General features: G+C 38.7%; 16 protein-coding genes. All 16 read right to left on the minus strand.

Features of this window, described 5'->3' with window-relative positions; all coding sequences use genetic code 11:
• Positions 1-16: 16 nt before the first annotated feature.
• A complete protein-coding gene (locus DZC72_RS05345; RefSeq protein ID WP_125221829.1) occupies positions 17-994 on the minus strand; it encodes a UDP-glucuronic acid decarboxylase family protein in 978 nt (325 codons plus the stop codon).
• 9 nt (positions 995-1,003) lie between these two features.
• Positions 1,004-2,368: a sugar transferase gene (locus DZC72_RS05350; protein ID WP_125221830.1), complete on the minus strand. Its 1,365-nt coding sequence runs from the start codon at positions 2,366-2,368 to the stop codon at positions 1,004-1,006.
• Between the two features lie 130 nt (positions 2,369-2,498).
• On the minus strand, positions 2,499-3,308 hold the full coding sequence (locus tag DZC72_RS05355; protein ID WP_125221831.1) for a glycosyltransferase family 2 protein: 810 nt from the start codon (positions 3,306-3,308) through the stop codon (positions 2,499-2,501).
• Positions 3,309-3,335: 27 nt separating this feature from the next.
• Positions 3,336-4,421 (minus strand): non-hydrolyzing UDP-N-acetylglucosamine 2-epimerase, encoded by a 1,086-nt coding sequence (gene wecB, locus DZC72_RS05360; protein WP_125221832.1) that lies wholly within the window; start codon positions 4,419-4,421, stop codon positions 3,336-3,338.
• Between the two features lie 92 nt (positions 4,422-4,513).
• Positions 4,514-5,620, minus strand: coding sequence for a glycosyltransferase family 4 protein (locus tag DZC72_RS05365; RefSeq protein WP_125221833.1), 1,107 nt, complete (start codon positions 5,618-5,620; stop codon positions 4,514-4,516).
• A gap of 20 nt (positions 5,621-5,640) precedes the next feature.
• A complete protein-coding gene (locus DZC72_RS05370; protein ID WP_125221834.1) occupies positions 5,641-6,696 on the minus strand; it encodes a hypothetical protein in 1,056 nt (351 codons plus the stop codon).
• Between the two features lie 202 nt (positions 6,697-6,898).
• The gene (locus DZC72_RS05375; protein WP_125221835.1) at positions 6,899-8,152 is read right to left on the minus strand and encodes an O-antigen ligase family protein; all 1,254 of its coding nucleotides are present in this window, start codon (positions 8,150-8,152) and stop codon (positions 6,899-6,901) included.
• Complete coding sequence (locus DZC72_RS05380) at positions 8,153-9,442, minus strand: lipopolysaccharide biosynthesis protein (protein ID WP_262707253.1); 1,290 nt, start codon at positions 9,440-9,442, stop codon at positions 8,153-8,155.
• A gap of 33 nt (positions 9,443-9,475) precedes the next feature.
• Complete coding sequence (locus DZC72_RS05385) at positions 9,476-10,426, minus strand: Gfo/Idh/MocA family protein (RefSeq protein WP_125221837.1); 951 nt, start codon at positions 10,424-10,426, stop codon at positions 9,476-9,478.
• Positions 10,427-11,521 (minus strand): DegT/DnrJ/EryC1/StrS family aminotransferase, encoded by a 1,095-nt coding sequence (locus DZC72_RS05390; protein ID WP_125221838.1) that lies wholly within the window; start codon positions 11,519-11,521, stop codon positions 10,427-10,429.
• Position 11,522: 1 nt separating this feature from the next.
• Entirely contained in the window at positions 11,523-12,104 is a 582-nt protein-coding gene (locus DZC72_RS05395) for an acyltransferase (RefSeq protein ID WP_125221839.1), read from the minus strand.
• A gap of 154 nt (positions 12,105-12,258) precedes the next feature.
• Entirely contained in the window at positions 12,259-13,116 is an 858-nt protein-coding gene (gene rfbA / locus DZC72_RS05400) for a glucose-1-phosphate thymidylyltransferase RfbA (protein ID WP_125221840.1), read from the minus strand.
• Positions 13,113-14,156 (minus strand): dTDP-glucose 4,6-dehydratase, encoded by a 1,044-nt coding sequence (rfbB, locus tag DZC72_RS05405; RefSeq protein WP_125221841.1) that lies wholly within the window; start codon positions 14,154-14,156, stop codon positions 13,113-13,115. The genes rfbA and rfbB overlap by 4 nt, the downstream gene beginning before the upstream one ends.
• Positions 14,153-15,157: a hypothetical protein gene (locus DZC72_RS05410; RefSeq protein WP_125221842.1), complete on the minus strand. Its 1,005-nt coding sequence runs from the start codon at positions 15,155-15,157 to the stop codon at positions 14,153-14,155. Before DZC72_RS05410 ends, rfbB begins: the two co-directional genes overlap by 4 nt.
• A 1-nt stretch (position 15,158) precedes the next feature.
• Positions 15,159-16,838 carry a DUF6909 family protein gene (locus DZC72_RS05415; protein ID WP_125221843.1) on the minus strand — a complete coding sequence of 560 codons (1,680 nt, stop codon included), beginning with the start codon at positions 16,836-16,838 and terminating at the stop codon, positions 15,159-15,161.
• Between the two features lie 52 nt (positions 16,839-16,890).
• The gene (locus tag DZC72_RS05420) at positions 16,891-18,387 is read right to left on the minus strand and encodes a GH3 auxin-responsive promoter family protein (RefSeq protein ID WP_125221844.1); all 1,497 of its coding nucleotides are present in this window, start codon (positions 18,385-18,387) and stop codon (positions 16,891-16,893) included.
• Between the last annotated feature and the right edge of the window lie 4 nt (positions 18,388-18,391).

An 18,391-nucleotide genomic window follows, 5' to 3' on the forward strand; every position in this document is an offset into this window, starting at 1 on the left:
TTGATGCGTAAATAAACTATTTGGAAGAAAAATCCCGATGTTCCTTTTTTTGCAACTCCTCGGGGGAAAGGGATTTGAAATAATCGTATACGATTTTTAGGCCCTCAGACCGACTTACCTTAGGCTCCCATCCCAAAATCTGCTTTGCTTTTGTGATATCCGGCTGGCGCTGGGTGGGGTCATCTTTGGGAAGTGGTTTATAAATAATCTTCTGATTTGTTCCCGTCAGGGCAATAATCTCCTCAGCAAACTCCTTAATGGTTGTTTCGTGTGGATTCCCAATATTCACAGGGTCCGGATAATCACTGAATAACAATCGGTATATTCCTTCAACCTGATCATCGATATAACAGAAGGACCGAGTTTGTGAACCATCGCCAAAAACGGTCAAATCTTCCCCTCGCAGCGCCTGTCCCATAAATGCCGGTACCACCCTACCATCATTCAACCGCATTCTGGAGCCGTAGGTATTAAAAATTCGTACAATCCTTGTTTCCAATCCGTGGTGTCTATGGTAGGCCATGGTGATGGACTCCATAAAGCGTTTGGCCTCATCGTACACTCCCCTAGGACCTACCGGACTTACATTACCGTTGTATTCTTCGGTTTGGGGATGTACCAAAGGGTCTCCATACACCTCAGATGTTGATGCAACCAAGATTCTTGCCCCCTTTTCCTTGGCAAGTCCCAATAGGTTCAGCGTACCCAACGAACCCACTTTTAATGTTTTGATAGGGATTTTAAGATAATCTATAGGACTGGCAGGCGAGGCAAAATGCAGTATATAATCCAATTTTCCGGAAACATGGACAAACTTAGTCACATCATGGTGATGGAATTCAAAATTCTCCAAGGGAAAAAGATGCTTGATATTATCCAAATCTCCCGTAATCAAGTTATCCATGCCAATAACATGAAAACCTTCATTAATAAATCTGTCACATAAATGTGAACCAAGAAATCCGGCCGCGCCGGTAATTAGGATTTTTTTCATTAGTCTATTTTATATTCCTCTAGAGAACAATACTGTAGTAATGGTTTTGAATATGATTCTTAAATCCAAGGTAATTGAACGGTTTTTAATATAATAAAGATCATATTCCAATTTTCTAACCGAATCCTCCAAATTTTGCCCATATTTATACTTTACCTGAGCCCAACCGGTAATACCAGGTCTTATAAGATGCCTAGTCCCATAAAAAGGCACTAAATTGTTTAATTGTTTAACAAATACCTTTCGTTCTGGCCGTGGACCAATAAACTGCATATCTCCCCTAATTAAGGAAATAACTTGGGGAATTTCATCAATCCTGAAAATTCTTAATATTCTACCAAAAGAAGTAATACGAGCGTCGTTCTTTACGGCCATTTTGGCCCCTTCCTTTTCTGCATCCGTTACCATGGACCTAAACTTATAAATTTTGAACTCTTTTCCATGTAAACCGACACGCTTTTGTGTATAAAACAAAGGCCCGGGATTAAAAAAAATATTTAGTACGAATACAAATGGAATGCATAGTATAAGCATTAGTCCTAGAAAAAGTGAAACCAAAAAATTTAATCCAAAACTAAAAATGGTTTGTAGATACCTGATCTTTTTATGCCTTAATTGAAGTATTTCATAAAAACTGTCATTATGAGATTGTATGGGCAGCGCCTCGTAAATATTTTCATAAAATGAAGTATATGTTATCACTTCTTTCCCCTTTAGAATTGCCCTAAACATTAGCTTTTCCAAGTCGGCAGGAATCCCATTATAACTTTTTACATTAAGAACCCAAGAGTCTACCTTTTCAATCGCGTTAAGGAAAGGTTTTCTAATTGCTGTATCCGAATTAATATCATACGTTAATTTTACTCTATAAAAAGTTTCAAGGTCAACCCCATCAATACGCTTTTGCACTTCTCTTAAAGAGCCTTCTGTATCCTTTTCATAAATTAACAGTACATTTTTAGTAATGGGTATTACCCTAAATACATTAGCAAAAAAAAGTCGCCAAAGCGCCACCTCAACGGGCGTAAGCAATAGAAAGACCAAAAGAGGTATTCGCCAGAAACTCGTGTCAAAGAAAATAACACAAAAAATAAATACGACAAAAACAAAGAGACTAGTAATGTAAAGCGCTTGCGTAATTACATATTTTCTGCGTAACCTCTTCTGCAGGTTATATAAATCAAGGATGTAAGAGAGGGTCAAAAATGAAAAAATACCGAAAGAGAAAACCGATATCTCCAATCTAGTCGATATAAATTCAGCATCAATAGCATGATTTACAAAAACGTTCAAACTTGCTATAATAACAACCAAATCCCCTACTAAAAGAATAAATTTGCGTTCTACGCTATTTAGAATTGAGGGGCGTGCCATTTGATTTTTTCTTGTAAGATTTTATGACTTAAATGTAAGTTTTCAATTTTAAAAACAATAAAAGTAAAAGTTTAATAAAGGATATTTAGCCAAAATAAAAAAACATAACAAAATCCATGCCCATAAAATTTTATTTAAACTGCCTAGACACATTGCCAATTCTTGAAACCTTAAAATTCATAAGGATAAATATTGCTATAATCTGCTTCAGTTTTATTATAATGGTAGTGATTGAATAGAAAAAAGAAAGTACAATTGATAATTGGGCCACTTTACGAAATACTTGCCATTGATACTGAATCAAATCCAATTTATTCGCTGATACCGAATCGTTTCGTTTTATGTAACTTGACAAACATTCAGTTAAACCATATCCATTGGTTTTTCTGAGCAAATTTAACCAAAGTGCATGGTCTTCGCACTTTCCTATGGTCGGGAAATATTGCTTTCCAAAGAATCCAACATCATAAATTACAGTCAAACAGCCAATTGGGTTATTGTAAAGGGCTCTTTTTAGAGTGACCTTGTCAAGACAGTGAATAAAAATATCAGCTTTTTCTTTATTTTCGATTAAAACAGCATAGTCGCTAAAGGTAAAATAGTAATTATTTTGCCGCATAAAGTGAAGTTGTTTTTCCAACTTTTCAGGATACCATAAGTCATCACTGTCTAAAAATGCTATATAATTTCCATTGGCCAGTTCAATCGCCTTATTCCTGGCCACAGCGGCACCACCATTTTTCTGAAGCCTGAAATACCTAATCCTAGAATCCTTTTCTTGAAATGATTTTATAACCTCTTGGCTTCCGTCCGTGGAACAGTCGTCAACCAGGATATGCTCCCAGTTCTTATAGGTTTGTGCCTGCACTGTTCCAATATTATATGAAAGGAATTTTTCAGAGTTATAAACTGGCGTTATTATTGAAACCAAGTCGTTCATAGAATAATATGTTGATTATCAGCTAATTTAATGTACCAGTGTATTTACGATAATTTTTCCCGTATTCCCTGAACCATATAAATTAACCTCAAAATCAATGTTCTTTTCGCCTAATTGGTCAAATAATTGTACTATTCGTTTTTGGTCAGAACCCGCAATAAAATTAACGCCGTGTTCCACCAACTCTATCCATTCTGTTTCCTCCCGTACCGTAATACAGGGTTTTTTAAAGAAAAAAGCCTCTTTTTGAAGTCCGCCACTATCCGTAATGACACAAACGCAATTGGACAACAACCATATCATTTCAAAATAGCCGACCGGTTCCAAAATCTTGATGTTGTTATTGACCATAATTCCGAAACCATCTAATTTTTTAATGGTTCTAGGGTGCAGCGGCAGAATCACCTTTTGATTTTGAGATATTTCCTTCAATGCCTCGAAAATAGATGTTAGTTTTCCCTTATCGTCCGTGTTTTCCTGACGATGAATGGTAGCCAGTACAAAAGGCACTGTATTACTATCCACACCCACTGGCCGTGTACTTTGTTCTGTATAATATAATGCCGCATCATACATTACGTCACCACATTGTACTCGTTTTATGCCCATGGCCTCGTAGCCTTCCTTGCTCAGATTGTCCATGGCGGTTTGGGTTGGACAAAAAAGAACATCGCTTATCCTGTCTGTTAAAATACGGTTGATTTCCTCAGGCATTCTCATATTGAATGAACGCAATCCGGCCTCTACATGCGCAACTTTTATATGAAGTTTTTTTGCGGCCAAAGCCCCAGCAATGGTTGAGTTCGTATCCCCATAGACCAACACCCATTCTGGTTCTTCATGAAGTAACACCTTCTCTATTTCCTCCAGCATCTTGCCTGTCATTGCCCCATGGGATAGGCTGTTGATGTCCAAATTGTAGTGCGGCAGTGGAATGTTCATTTGTTCAAAGAACACATCACTCATTTTTGTATCAAAATGTTGCCCTGTATGCACTATAATCTCTTGTATTATTTGTGTAGGTTGATATGAATTATACTCTGCAATTGCCCTGCTGACGACCGCAGCCTTTACGAATTGAGGTCTGGCTCCTACTATTGTGATTATCTTCATTTCTAAATACTTAAATTAATAAATCAAATTGCCGCTATTCCATTTTTTAAAAAAAACTAAACATCTCTTATTACGCAAAACTATAGGTTTATTTATGTTTCCAATTTGGCATAAATGCCCAGTAATTTCTTTTCCTCGGGCTTCCAATTATATGTATTGAGAACCGCATTTCTCCCATTTTCTCCCATACGCTGGGCACTCGCTTTATCATCAAGGAATACTTTAATGGCCTTTGAAATTTCTACGGGATCTTTGGGGTCAATACAAATGCCACAATCTACCTTTTCTATAATGTCCTTCCATAAATCAAAATTTGAGGCCACCAAAGGTATGCCTTGGGCCATATATTCGAACAACTTGTTGGGTTGGGAATGGGTATGGTTGCCAGCAGGCAAAAAGGTAACAATCCCAACTTGTGAGTCACGAAGTACTCTTTTTACCTCACTACGATCAATTTGTCCAAGAAAATTGGTTTTCTCCCATCCTTTTCTTCTCTCCAAGTTCTCCTTAAACGTGTTAGGCGCAAAACTGCCGGCTAGATTCAGGCGAATGCCCTTTAAAAGTTCCATGGCGTCAATGACTTGTTCTAACCCCCTAATCTGGGTAATATTACCAACATAGCAAACTTCGTTCTTCTTGTTGGCCCAATCCGTGGTTTCGGTGTTCAATTCACTCAATAAAGGATAATTGTTGACATCCATGGTAGCTTTGTTCAATTTGGCGAATCTTTTTCGTATGTGGGGGGTGGCCGTTATTACAAAGTCAAATTTCTTTACTGCTAAGTCCTCGTATAACTCCACAAGTACAGATACAGGCTTGCGAAGAAAGCCTGGAATATACTCTTTGCTCATGATTTCCCTTGGCAAGTCTTCATGGGAATCATAGATCACCTTCTTTCCCTTTTTCACCAACCTCAGTCCAACAGGGATCAGTTCTGTGTCGTGAAAATGATAAATGTTCGCATCAAGTGCAAACCCTTTATGATATACCGCCTTAGTGGTTTTAGTAAACCTGTTCAACATGCTTTTTGGCTTGCCTACATCATGAATATGAACCCCGTCAAAAATTTCATCCCCTTTACCGTCGGCTACAACTAAATGAACTTCGTAACCATTTTTACGAAGTGAAATACACTCCTTTAGTAAAATACGGGTATCATATCTAAAATGTACTGAACTTAAGTGACAAACTTTCATCATGGTTTTAAAGTTATAAGGGACTACCGGGTAACTTGGGCTGTGGGCCTTTTGTTCAACAAAAAAATCGAGGCCAACAACAATGCTAAACCGCCATGGGTCAGAAATACCGTGCTTACCGGAGAACTTAAAAATGAGAACATGGTGACTAAATATAGGCCAAAATACTTTGAAGGTATATGAAGACTATTCAATATCGAAAAATAAACGCTGACAATTATGATATTTATGAATACGCCGGTACTTCCAAAATTCATATAACCATCTGAGATAAATCCATTGTTGGCAGACATATTGGGCCGTTTAAAATATAGGTCGCCAATAAGATGGGTAGCCTGAACATCATAAGGATATTCTATCAAGCCCTTGAAAATTGATTCTGACCAGTATAAATAGTTGTTCTTAAAAAAATCGAGATAACAAATATCCAGTAGGGCAGACGAAAAATGCACCCTCCTAAAAGATAATATCCAAGGATAGTCCCACCCAAAATAGGCCAAGACCGCAAATAGTACGATCAGGACACAAGAGTACTTAAGAATGAAATGGATTGATTTTGCATAACTGAATTTATAGAATATGAACACTACAAAAAGGCCCACATAGACAGATTTATGTGCGCCAAACAAATAAAACAAAATCAAGTATAGCGCCCCTACAAAAACCCAGACCTTTTTTTTGAGTTCTAGGCCAAAAACAATTATTAGTGGAATTACAATCTTCGTGAACACTGAATAGGAATATCCAAAATAGGGGTTTGATAGGGGCCTCATTTTGAACCTAGTCTCATACACGTCCATTAATAATAGGTTTTTCAAATTGATATAGGGACCATAGACAACAATATAGGGAATAATGCCAATGGTAGCTGTTAGCAAAAGCAGGTAGAGGGACTGACTCTTGTTAATTGTAGGAACTTTGGCAAAATTGACATTAATCCTTGAGAACCCAAAAAGGACGAAAAAAAAGGATTGATGATATATCAACAAATTGCCCGGATAATTGCTGCCGGTAGTAAAAGCAATTAATGATGGAATGGTAATCAATGCAAAGAAAATGGACAAAACGATAAATGACATCTTGGTCTTCCTTAAAGTGCTGAGTAAAGCCAAGTTTATTGAGAAAAGAAGCAGTGATAGAAAAAAGCGCGATGGAATAAAACCAAAACTTTGGCTTTTCAAGAACCCCACATATTCCCAATATGGGTAACCCTTAATCTTATAATGGAACAGGCCCATCAAAAGAAAAAAATACAGAACAAAGTAATTTGAGATATTCAACTTAAGCTTCATCGACCACACCTCCCTTCTTTGGGTTTGTCATTATATAACAGCATATAAATGAGACAAACGAAATACCGGAAAAACGATTGAACATTCCCTCAAATATTGAATTAACAAGCAATATCAGCACAAAAGACAAAAATAAGGGGGAACCCACGCTTTTAGAGAAAAGCACTGAGAAAACACACAAAAGAAGGAGTACGGCGACAATTCCGTTCTCGAGCCAGGATTGCAACCATAGATTATGGGCGTTATAACTTTCCTTTAATGCGAATGTATAATTGTTTTTCAGATAATACGTGTTTAACTGTTTTTGGGTGTTTTCATGACCATATCCCAAAATTGGTTTTTGTTGTATTAAATTAAAGGCCGCATCCCAACTTAAAAGGCGTGTTCCAAATCCGTAGCGCTCGTTTTTATTTATGGTTATCCCATCAACAACAACCTTACGTATCGCCTCCCGCGCTCTGGGATTTCCAAACACAAAAAGTAAAGTTACCGCTATACTTATGGCTAAGCCCCTAACCTTTTGTCTAACACTATATGTTGAAAAAAACAAGAGCATCTGTAAAACCATGACAAGAGCGATGAATGAAGCTTTGTTGGAAATGAGAAAGAGCAACGCCAAAAAAAACATTATTAAAACAATGCGCAATAGCGGTTTAAACTCATTAGGTCGAAACATTAGTACAGCAATACCTATACATAGATAAAGCGCAAAATACACGGTTTGGTGAAAGATTGAGAAGTGCCGGCCAAAGAAATAGTTGCCCCCATACATTATGGATTCTACAAACCCTTTTCCGCTCAATACATTGGCTTGAAAGACAAAGATGCCGTTTTCGATTGACGTTGACCTATAGGTGGCTACTAAAAGACATACAAAACCTGCCAATGTTAGTCCGGCAACCAAGGCCCGCAGCATATCCATGCGTTGTTGAAGAGAATAATCGTGAATAAAGAAAAGTACTGGAAAGGCCAGCAGAGATAGTTTGCTCTCTATAAATCCATAATCTGAAATTCCAGAATTTAAAAAACCAACGGCGTAGGAGACGTAAAACAAGGGCAATAGCCAGAGAAACTTATTCTTGACCACATTTCCACTTTTGTAGCTTATCATTGATAAAAAAAGCCAAATAATTATGGCTAGAGTTGCCATTTTTGGATGAAGCGGAATGAAAAAAGCATATAACAAGGCTCCCTTATAATGAAGATTGTTCCGTATGCTTCCAAATTTAAACGTCATCATCATTCAGCAATTTTGGTTGTTGTGGTCAGGGTCTTGACCATAACCATAGAGGGTTTTTATCTGAAGGGCCAAATACAAGCCATATAGTATGATTTCATGAACAACATATACCCACATAAGTTTTATTAGCCCCAATTTAAGGTGAATGGCACAAAACCCTAAAGACACAAAGGTGCTTACAAAATACAAAACCTGCCATTTAGATGCGATTCGCAGGGTATTGGTGGCATTGAATAGAGATGAAAGCGGACTTATAACTAACCTCACCACAAAGCTAATGGCAAGAATTGATGCAAAATGACCGGATCTATTCCATTTTGTGCCAAAAACAAAACCAAAAAGCGATTCTCCGAAGAAGAATAGTACGATTCCTATTGGCAGTCCCATTAAAAACAAGGCCATTGCAGCCTTTTTATGGAAGTTTTGTGCTTCCCGATATCGTCGGGCATTCATCAAAAATGCAATTTTTTGATAAAAGACATCTTTGAAAGAAGCTCCTATAAGTGTTAATGGAGCGCTCAAAACCATAAATGTGAGGCCAAAATAGCCCAAATCTTCGGTCGTATAGAATTTTGTCAACACCAATACCATGGCCTGAAGCGATATGGTATTCAAAAATGCGGGCCAAATGCCGTATTTAGGATAATCTATATAGGTAATGGCCATATCCCTTAATGATATGAAAGGCAGTATGGCAAACCTTATCCGTGATTTACGGAAAAGAAACATCCAAGAAATAATAGTGCCGACAATTTTGGCAGTTACCAGCCCAAATGCCAAAAGCTTACTGAATCCCAAACCAACAGCGATGATGATGTAACCAAGAGCTTGCACTACCTTTGCCAAGGCGTTGTTAGTAAAGGTCTTATGTCTAATGGAAACATTAATGTATGCCGTCCAAATACCAAAGAACAAAACATAGAGAGGTACGTAAAAAAGGGCATTTTTTAAGGTGTCAGGAAAAAGACGGTGGAAAAAAGGCAAAATCAACGCAATCGCCACCGAATAGGCAATGGTCAAATATATACTTAGGGTAAATAACTTAATGGCCTCAACTTCAGCCTTAGGCAAAACGATTGCTAGATGATAATTGCCTCCAACAGCTACGGCAAAAATACTGGCCACAGCGAAAAATGACGTATACGTGGCAAAATCCTCTTCTGTGTATAAACGGGTCAAAAGAGGGGTGGCCAAAAAGGGCAATGCTTGTGCCATGCCCGTACCCAAGATTTGAGTGGAAACATTTCTTGAAAACTCAGATTCTGAAAATTTCGACCAAATTTTTGAGAACAATTTGCTTTTATATTTCTTAGATGGTATCTGTTGTCAAGAATCAAGGCCTACTAGAAGGGAATGGTACTCACCTCGCAAACCAACGGGTTCTGAAGCCCTAATATTATGGACAATTTCTATTGCGGTTCTTGCCGCCTCAAGGCCATAACCTTTGCCATCAAGAATATCTTGGTATACCATGGTATGCAAATCGGTAAAGCCACCGCTGAACTCCAATTCTTCGCCATCAATGGTAATCGACCTGAAAGTGCTTTGTCCTTTCTCCTTGATCTCATGGGGAAGATAGTCCGCATTAATGGATAAGAACCATCTAACCCTGGCATTTTCAAATTCCAAATAACCGGCGGCCCGATCCTTTTCATGAACGTGCACGATATTCTCTTGAACATCGCCAAAGATCCAAGAAAGCATATCATAAAAATGGACCCCGATGTTGGTTGCGATACCTCCTGATTTGCTATGGTCCCCTTTCCAAGAGGTATGGTACCAATGCCCTCTAGAGGTCAAATAGGTTAAATCAACCTCAAATTTTTTGTCTTTTTTCGCGTTTTTTACCTTTTCCTTGAGTGCAATGATAGACGGGTGTACTCTCAGTTGTAGGATATTGTAAACTTTTTTGCCTGTGTTCTCTTCTACTTTTTTAAGTTTATCGATGTTCCAAGGATTAAGTACCAAAGGTTTTTCGCAAATAGCGTCCGCTCCAGAACGCAATGCAAAACGAATGTGGGCATCGTGAAGATAATTGGGTGAGCAGATGCTAACGAAATCTAAGAACATTTCCCTTTCGTACTTCAACTTTTCGATATGTCGGTCGAAACGTTCGAATTCAACAAAAAAATCAGCTTTGGGAAAATAGGAATCTATCACCCCAACGCTATCCCCTTTATCAAAGGCGGCCAACAAATTGTTTCCTGTATCCTTAATGGCCTTCATATGTCTTGGAGCAATATAGCCCGCTGCACCTATCAATGCAAAATTCTTCATTTAAAGTAATTTAATCAGATTGTTTGTGATATAGTCTAGTTCATTCTCTGATAGGTATGGGTTCATGGGCAAACTCATTACCTCGTCAGCGCACATTTCGCTTACGGGAAAATCTCCAAATTTGTAACCTAAATAACCAAAACATTCTTGTAGATGCATAGGTATGGGATAGTGCACGGCAGTAGGTACACCTACTTTGGCCAAATTCTCCTGAACCCATCCACGATTCTGTACCCTTATCGTAAACTGGGCCCAAACGGATGTTCTGTCTTCTTTGACCACCGGTGTTGGGATAATGCCTTTTAGCCTAGTTTTATAATTGTCGGCAACTTTCTGTCTCCTCTTGATGTCCTCTTCATAATAATTCATCTTTACGCTCAAGATGGCCGCCTGCAAATTGTCCAGCCTTCCACCCATGCCAATATATTTATGGACGTACCTTTTGACCTGCCCATGTACTCTCATGGCCTTCATCATCTCATATAATTTTTCATCTTTTGTAAAAACGGCACCCCCGTCTCCAAAACAACCTAAGGGCTTTGCTGGGAAAAAACTGGCACATCCAATAGTAGAGGTATTACAGCTCCTTTTGCCCTTATAAAGCGCACCAAAACTTTGCGCACCATCCTCTATAACGGCCAATCCATATTTTTCCGCAATACGATTGATCTCATCCATATCCGCCATTTGACCATAGAGCGATACTGGCATAATGGCCTTCGTGTTTTCGGATATGGCGGCTTCAATTAATGAGGCATCGATGTTAAAAGTTTCCTCATCTATATCTACAAAAACAGGTCTTGCACCCAAGCAAGCAATTGTTTCGGCTGTGGCGATAAATGTAAACGGCGTAGTGATTATTTCGTCTCTTGAACGTATTCCTAGGGCCATTAAAGCCAATAAAAGTGCATCTGTACCGGAAGAACATCCAAGCGCATGTTGCGAGCCGGTAAATTGCCTCAGTTTTTCCTCAAATTCATCAGTTTCCTTGCCCAAAATATATCGTGCTGAAGACATTACTTCGAGGGCTGCTGTCAAAAATTCATCCTCGTGCTCCTTAAATGCCTTATCCAAGTTGGCAAAATCTATATTCATATTATGCTATTCTTGTTACTTTACCGTCCTCGATTTTATATTTTTGCTCACTTTCAGGACAAATGGCCTCATTTTGCGAATTAAATTGCAACCGATGTCCATATTCCCCAACCCAACCAATTTGTTTGGCAGGATTACCGACCAGTAACGCATAGGCGGGCACGTCTTTAGTCACTACCGCTCCTGCCCCGATAAAGGCATATTCGCCAATGTCGTTGCCGCAAACTATGGTGGCATTAGCCCCAATGGAGGCGCCCTTTTTTACTACCGTTTTTGCGTATTTATCTCTTCTATTTATAGCACTTCGCGGATTTATTACGTTGGTAAAAACCACTGATGGACCTAAAAAAACATCATCTTCACAAATTACACCGGTATAGATAGACACATTGTTTTGAACTTTTACGTTGTTTCCCAATATGACCTTAGGTGAAACAACTACGTTTTGTCCAATATTACAGTTCTCGCCAATAATACAGTCTGTCATTATATGAGAAAAATGCCAGATTTTAGAGCCTTTTCCTATGTTAGAATCTTTGTCTATAATTGCACTCTCATGAGCAAAATAATCAATATATATCATTTAGAAATTTAATTTTCACTAAATCTAAGGAGTCACTAAATCATTTTTTCAAAAGTACAGTTTTTCTTCCTACTTCATTTTTGTCACCAGTATTGTTCACTAAAAATGCCAAATAATCGACAGGAGATTCATTCTTGCCCAATTTAATCTTCATTCAAGGCAAATTAATTAAATACTCCCCATACCCGCTATTCATTAAAGGTTTTGCCAGTTGAAATAATTGTTCCTTGTCAATATATTCCATGGTATAGGCCATCTCCTCAATACAACCAATTTTAAGTCCTTGTCTCTGCTGAATTACCTCCACTAAATGGCTGGCTTGCATCAATGAGCCAAATGTTCCCGTGTCCAACCATGCCGTGCCACGGTCTAAGATGCTTACCTGCAACTTCCCCTTTCCCAGATAAGCCTTGTTTACATCCGTTATTTCCAATTCTCCCCTTTTACTGGGTCGGATACTTTTTGCAATTTCAATTACTTCGTTATCGTAAAAATAAATACCAGGCACGGCATAATTTGATTTTGGTTTTTTCGGTTTTTCCTCAATGGAAATCACCTTTCCAGAATTATCAAACTCAACTACTCCATACCGTTGCGGATCATTTACGTGATACCCATAAATAATGCCTCCTTCCGGATTATTATTCAGTTGCAAAAGCTTTGCCAGCCCAGAGCCGTAAAAAATATTATCTCCCAAAATTAGCGCAACCTTATCATCTCCAATAAATTGCTCTCCAATGATGAATGCTTCTGCCAAGCCATTAGGGTGTTCCTGAACAGCATATTGAAACTCACACCCAAGTTGCGAGCCATCTCCTAATAATTTTTCAAAAATAGGCGCATCCTGCAGTGTGGTAATAATCAATATCTCTCTTATTCCGGCTGACATTAAAGTGGCCAAGGGATAATAAATCATAGGTTTGTCATAAATGGGCATTAATTGCTTGCTCACCGCCAAAGTAATAGGGTGTAAGCGTGAACCCGTACCGCCCGCCAATATTATTCCCTTCATTTTCTTCCTTTTCTATATTTATCAACATACCAAGAAACGGTCCTTTCTAAACCGGAATCCAAACTTTCCTTTGGGAACCATCCTAACTCGTTCTTTATTTTAGATGAGTCAATCGCATATCTGAAATCATGTCCTGGCCTATCCGACACAAACGTAATCTGTTCCAAATAACTTCCTTTGGATTTGGGAACATGGTTGTCCAAAATAACGCAAACTTCTTTTGAAATTTTTAAACTACTCAATTCGTTGTTTCCCCCTAAAACATAGGTTTCTCCGGACCTGCCTTTTTGAAAAACCTTGGATATACCTTTACAATGGTCCATAACATAGAGCCAATCCCTTATGTTACTGCCATTGCCATAAATGGGGATTTCCTCCTCATTTAAAGCTTTTCTGATAATAGTGGGAATCAACTTTTCATCATGTTGTTTAAGACCGTAATTGTTGGAGCAATTACTGGTTACCACATTTAAACCGTAGGTATGGAAATAACTACGAACTAAGAAATCTGAAGACGCTTTTGAGGCGCTATAAGGGCTATTTGGTGCATAGGAGGAGTCTTCCGTGAAATATCCTGTTGCTCCCAAACTACCAAATACCTCATCCGTGGAAATGTGATGAAAACGTGCATGTTCCATACCTTTTCTAACTTGAAAGGGTGAATTCATCCAATACTTTCTTGCAGCTTCAAGCAGTACAAAGGTTCCCTCTATGTTGGTCTTAATAAAATTTTGCGGATCTTCTATTGAATTATCCACATGGGATTCGGCTGCAAAATGCACAATACCATCTATATTATACTCCTCGAATATTTTGTTGACCAATTCTTTATTGCATATATCCCCCTGCACGAACAAATGCCGACTATCATTTGCTACCTCTTTCAAGTTATCAAGATTCCCAGCATAGGTGAGTTTATCCAAGTTAATTATCCTTACATTAGAGTTGTTTTTTAAATAAAACGGAATAAAATTACTGCCAATAAAGCCCGCTCCCCCGGTGACCAAAATAGTGCGGTATTCATTGAATCGATTTTTCATTTACTATTCTCGGGCAATTTTGCTTTTCTGTTGAGGTACCGTAAGAAGGAGATTAGAAAGAAAAAGAGTATAAATACAATTGGCACAAGAACTATATTCTTTCCAAAAAATGACTTTCTAACTATTTGAGGCTTTCCAAAGTTGATGATACTGATAGGTTGCAACTGCTCTGCTAATTCCAGTTTTTTCGCTTCAATATCTCTTATAAGAATGTTCTTATATTGGAAAAGATCGGCAATATTAACTTGTTCCTGATTGTCCAAAATAATCCGTTCACTAGAAATGGGATTATTCCCCGAAGCCAGATTATTGGTATAATTGGTAACAATCCTATCGACCTGTTCCAATAATACTTGGTTTTGTTCGATTCTATTTTCTGCGTTATTTCTAGTTATTTGGAGGACATCGTCAAAGTAAGAATTGGAATTGATATAATCCATAACTTTTTTGGCAAACTCACTTCCCTTTTCCTTGTTTTTGTAGTAGAATGTAATCCGATGACTAAAAGAGCTTTTGTCCTCTAGCTCTGCCCTTAACAGATCCGCAATAGCATTGGTGTTTTCAAAATTCTGTAGTAGCTCCAGATATTGCATATCCGTTTCAGAGGTAACTTCCTCCATGGCCTTACCAACGGTGATCTCCAAACCTGAGAAATCAATATCCATTATTCCTATGGACTGAAAAAAACTAGTATCCTTTGCAGCAATATTTGATTGTAATTCGTCTATTACATCATACAAATAATTCTTACTGTTTAATTGGGGCTTTACAATAACCTCCGTCTTTAGTCTTTTTGAAACAATTTGGTTTAATCCATAGCCGACCGCCAATCCCAATAAAATTAAACCAATGAGTATAAAAGCATTTTTCTTTAAATAGAGAAAAACTCTCAGTATAAACCTGAAAATGGCATTAAATCCCCTGCCGATAAGCTGGAATAGCTGTCCCAAGTCGATTTCATCGGAACTGTCCTGATTTTTAATTGATTGATTTTCCGCCATGTTATGAGTAAAATATTTGTTTTAAAATACGATCTGTAATCAAATAGGTGGGCTTTACGCCCGTTGTACCCAATCCTCCCGAAGCCAAAGTACTGCCAGTTTCCAAAGGATTGTCCGATGCATAATAGGCATATCGCACCTTCACATCTTCCCGTATACTTTTTCTAATTTTCGAGGCAGATTGTATCGCTTTTTGATAGTGCACCCCTTCCATTTCCAATCCTATTACGTTCCAAGTGGATTCATGAAAAAACTTCAGTATATCCTTATTCTGGAGCGAAGTCCCTAAAACGGTTACCATGGCTCCTTCAAAAACTTTAAGACCGTTTCCTTTGAAATCTTCGCTGCACAGTTCGTTGTTAAAAGGATAGTTGTCCGCCGTTCCCTCAAAAATATGTGCCGAAGGAATCATAATGTCTCCTTTGCCTCCTTCCAATATCCCGGCCTTTCCCATAATGGAGACTGATACTACATTTAAGAAAACCTCCCTCTCCTCCTTTTCATATGGCTTAAGAAACTCATCGATAGTTTCAAAGGCCTGCTCCCCAAAGGCATAGTCCATTACAAATATAACAGGTTTTTCTTCTTCACCTGTACTTGGGAAATTATAGCAGCATACGTTTTTATTGAACCTCCCCGTATCAAATATTTGTACATCAATATTGGTACCCGAGGAATCCTCAATGGATATCATGCCATTGGCCTCTGCAAATTCCCGCACCTTTAATCGCAAGTCTTCACTGCCCGATGCGCTCAAGGCTTCATAAATTTCCAGCTTGTTCGCATTGGGAAAATCATCTTTTAGTGCATGGGTTGCAAAAAAAGAATTCATGACACTATGCATATTAGCGGAGATTATATGGATAGGCCTTTCCAATAGACCATGTTCTTCCAAAATCGCTTTTATGTGGTTGGCCCAACGTTCCCCATGAATGTGATGTCCCAATCGCTCCCTTAACAAAGTACTAAATGTAATGGAGCGCTTTTCTCCTGTCAATTCCTCTTCAATTGCCAATTTTCCCAACCAATATACAATGCGTAAAAATCGCTCTGGGTTGGTTTCCGTTGCCAATTTATTGTAAACATTCAATACTTCTCCAAAGGACCTTCCCAAAATATTTGCCGTATGTATCAAAGCAATTTCCTTTTCGGATTGTTCCAGCTCTGTCTTTTTCAGGGAGGCTTCCAGCTTTGTCCAATCCCTAATGGTTTTATTGGAATCAGGAATCAAGACCTTATTACATATTTTTTCGGATTCGATGAACAAAAATGTTAAATGGGTCAGAATATCATAGATATCCGATCTGCCACGTGTAATCTCAATGTTCATTTGTTCGTCATCGATACGGTAACAATTCCGTCTTCTTTTTGGGGGAATAATGGGGTCTATATGGGAAATTCCATAACCCTCGTCAGAAGTTAGATTGATAAACCTACATTGCTCTATGCCCTCTGGCAGTCTTTCCAAAACGTACAAAAGACCGTTGAGCTCCGCCTTTTCCTCCCCTAGTGATCCGTAAATTTCTGGTCGTAAAAGTAAAAGAGCATTTTTTAAGGCTTCGCCAGATACACCGGTGGGTTTATAAAAGCCTCTATTAAAAAGGTGCCGCATGGTAATGTACATGCGTTCAATAGCATTGGTAGATTCCTGTGCCCTGGTAGTTGTAACTGTTTTACCCATAAAAGATTTCCCGCAAAACTACGATTATTATTTGTATAGATCTCCTGTCTTGTCAAGCGATAAATTCCTTTAATTTGTCGGCGACACTTCTGTCATTAGACAATCTTTGGACCTTGTTTTGACCTCCCAGCTTGCCAATGGACTTCATGTAATCCATAAATCCATTTTTCCTGATCAGGGTTATTTTCAAGGGCTGAAGGACCTTACCTTCTATCAAATCGAAATAATAGCTGTTTTGTTTTTGTAATGCTTGGTCCAAAGTTTTCTTGAAGGTTTCCATATCCGAAGGTTCCCTTTCAAATTCAACGAACCATTCATGATAAGGCAACTCCTCATTTTCAGGTGTGATTTGTGGTGCTACCGTAAACTCGTTTGTTTTGGCATCCGTAGCACTTGTGGCCATGAGCATAGCTTCTTCTACTTCCTTGGCTATCACATGCTCACCAAAGGCCGAAATAAAGTGTTTAATCCGTCCCGAAACGATTACTTTATAAGGGTCCAAGGAAACAAACCGAACGGTATCCCCAAGATTATACGCCCAAAGTCCTGCATTCGTGGTTATAATCATCACATAGTCCACATGCAATGCTACCTCCCTTATGGTCAACCTTTTCCTTTCCTCATTATAGAATTCATCTGCCCTAACAAACTCGTAGAAAATACCATGGTCCAAGAGCAGCAACATACCTTTATCCTTCTGGGAATTCTGATAGGCAAAAAACCCTTCACTGGCCGGAAAGAGCTCAATACTGGCAACTTTTCGGCCAATCAACTCCTCAAACTTCTTTCTGTAGGGTTCGTAGTTGACACCGCCGTAAATGAATAGTTCAAAATTAGGGAACAGCTCCCCAATATTCCGATTGGTTTTTTCTTTGAGCCTCTCAAAATACATTTGTACCCATGAGGGTATACCTGCAATTACGGTCATATCCTCGTGCATGGTTTCGGTTACGATCGTATTCACTTTGGTCTCCCAATCCTCAATGCAATTGGTCTCCCAACTTGGCAGTCTGTTCTTTTGGAGATAATTGGGCACATAGTGGGCGGAAATGCCGGAAAGCCTACCCAATTTTATCCCGTTCTTTTCCGTAAGTTCAGGGCTTCCCTGTAAGAAAATCATTTTTCCGTCCACAAAATCGGCCCTACCCGTTTCATCGATATAACTGAGAATGGCATTTCTGGACGCTTCCACTTGATTCTTGATGGATTCCTTGGTGATTGGAATATATTTGGCTCCCGAGGTTGTACCGGATGTCTTTGCAAAATATAGTGGTTTGCCGGGCCATAAAATATCTGCCTCTCCATTAACCATTCTCGTAATATAGGATTTTAGTTCTTCGTAATCCCTAACTGGTACCCTTTCAGAAAAGTCTTTATACGTGTGGATGTTGCTAAAATCGTGGTCCAGTCCAAATCTGGTTCCAGCCCCTTTGCCTATAAGCTCCTTGAAAACCCTGTTTTGGGTTACATCTGGCTTGCGGACCCACTTATTGGTCTTAGCCACTATTCTTTTGGCGAAAATCTTGGCGGCAAAGGCTTTTAACGACATGTCA

Origin of the sequence: Maribacter algicola, assembly GCF_003933245.1 — a bacterium.
Taxonomy (GTDB): Bacteria; Bacteroidota; Bacteroidia; order Flavobacteriales; family Flavobacteriaceae; genus Maribacter; species Maribacter algicola.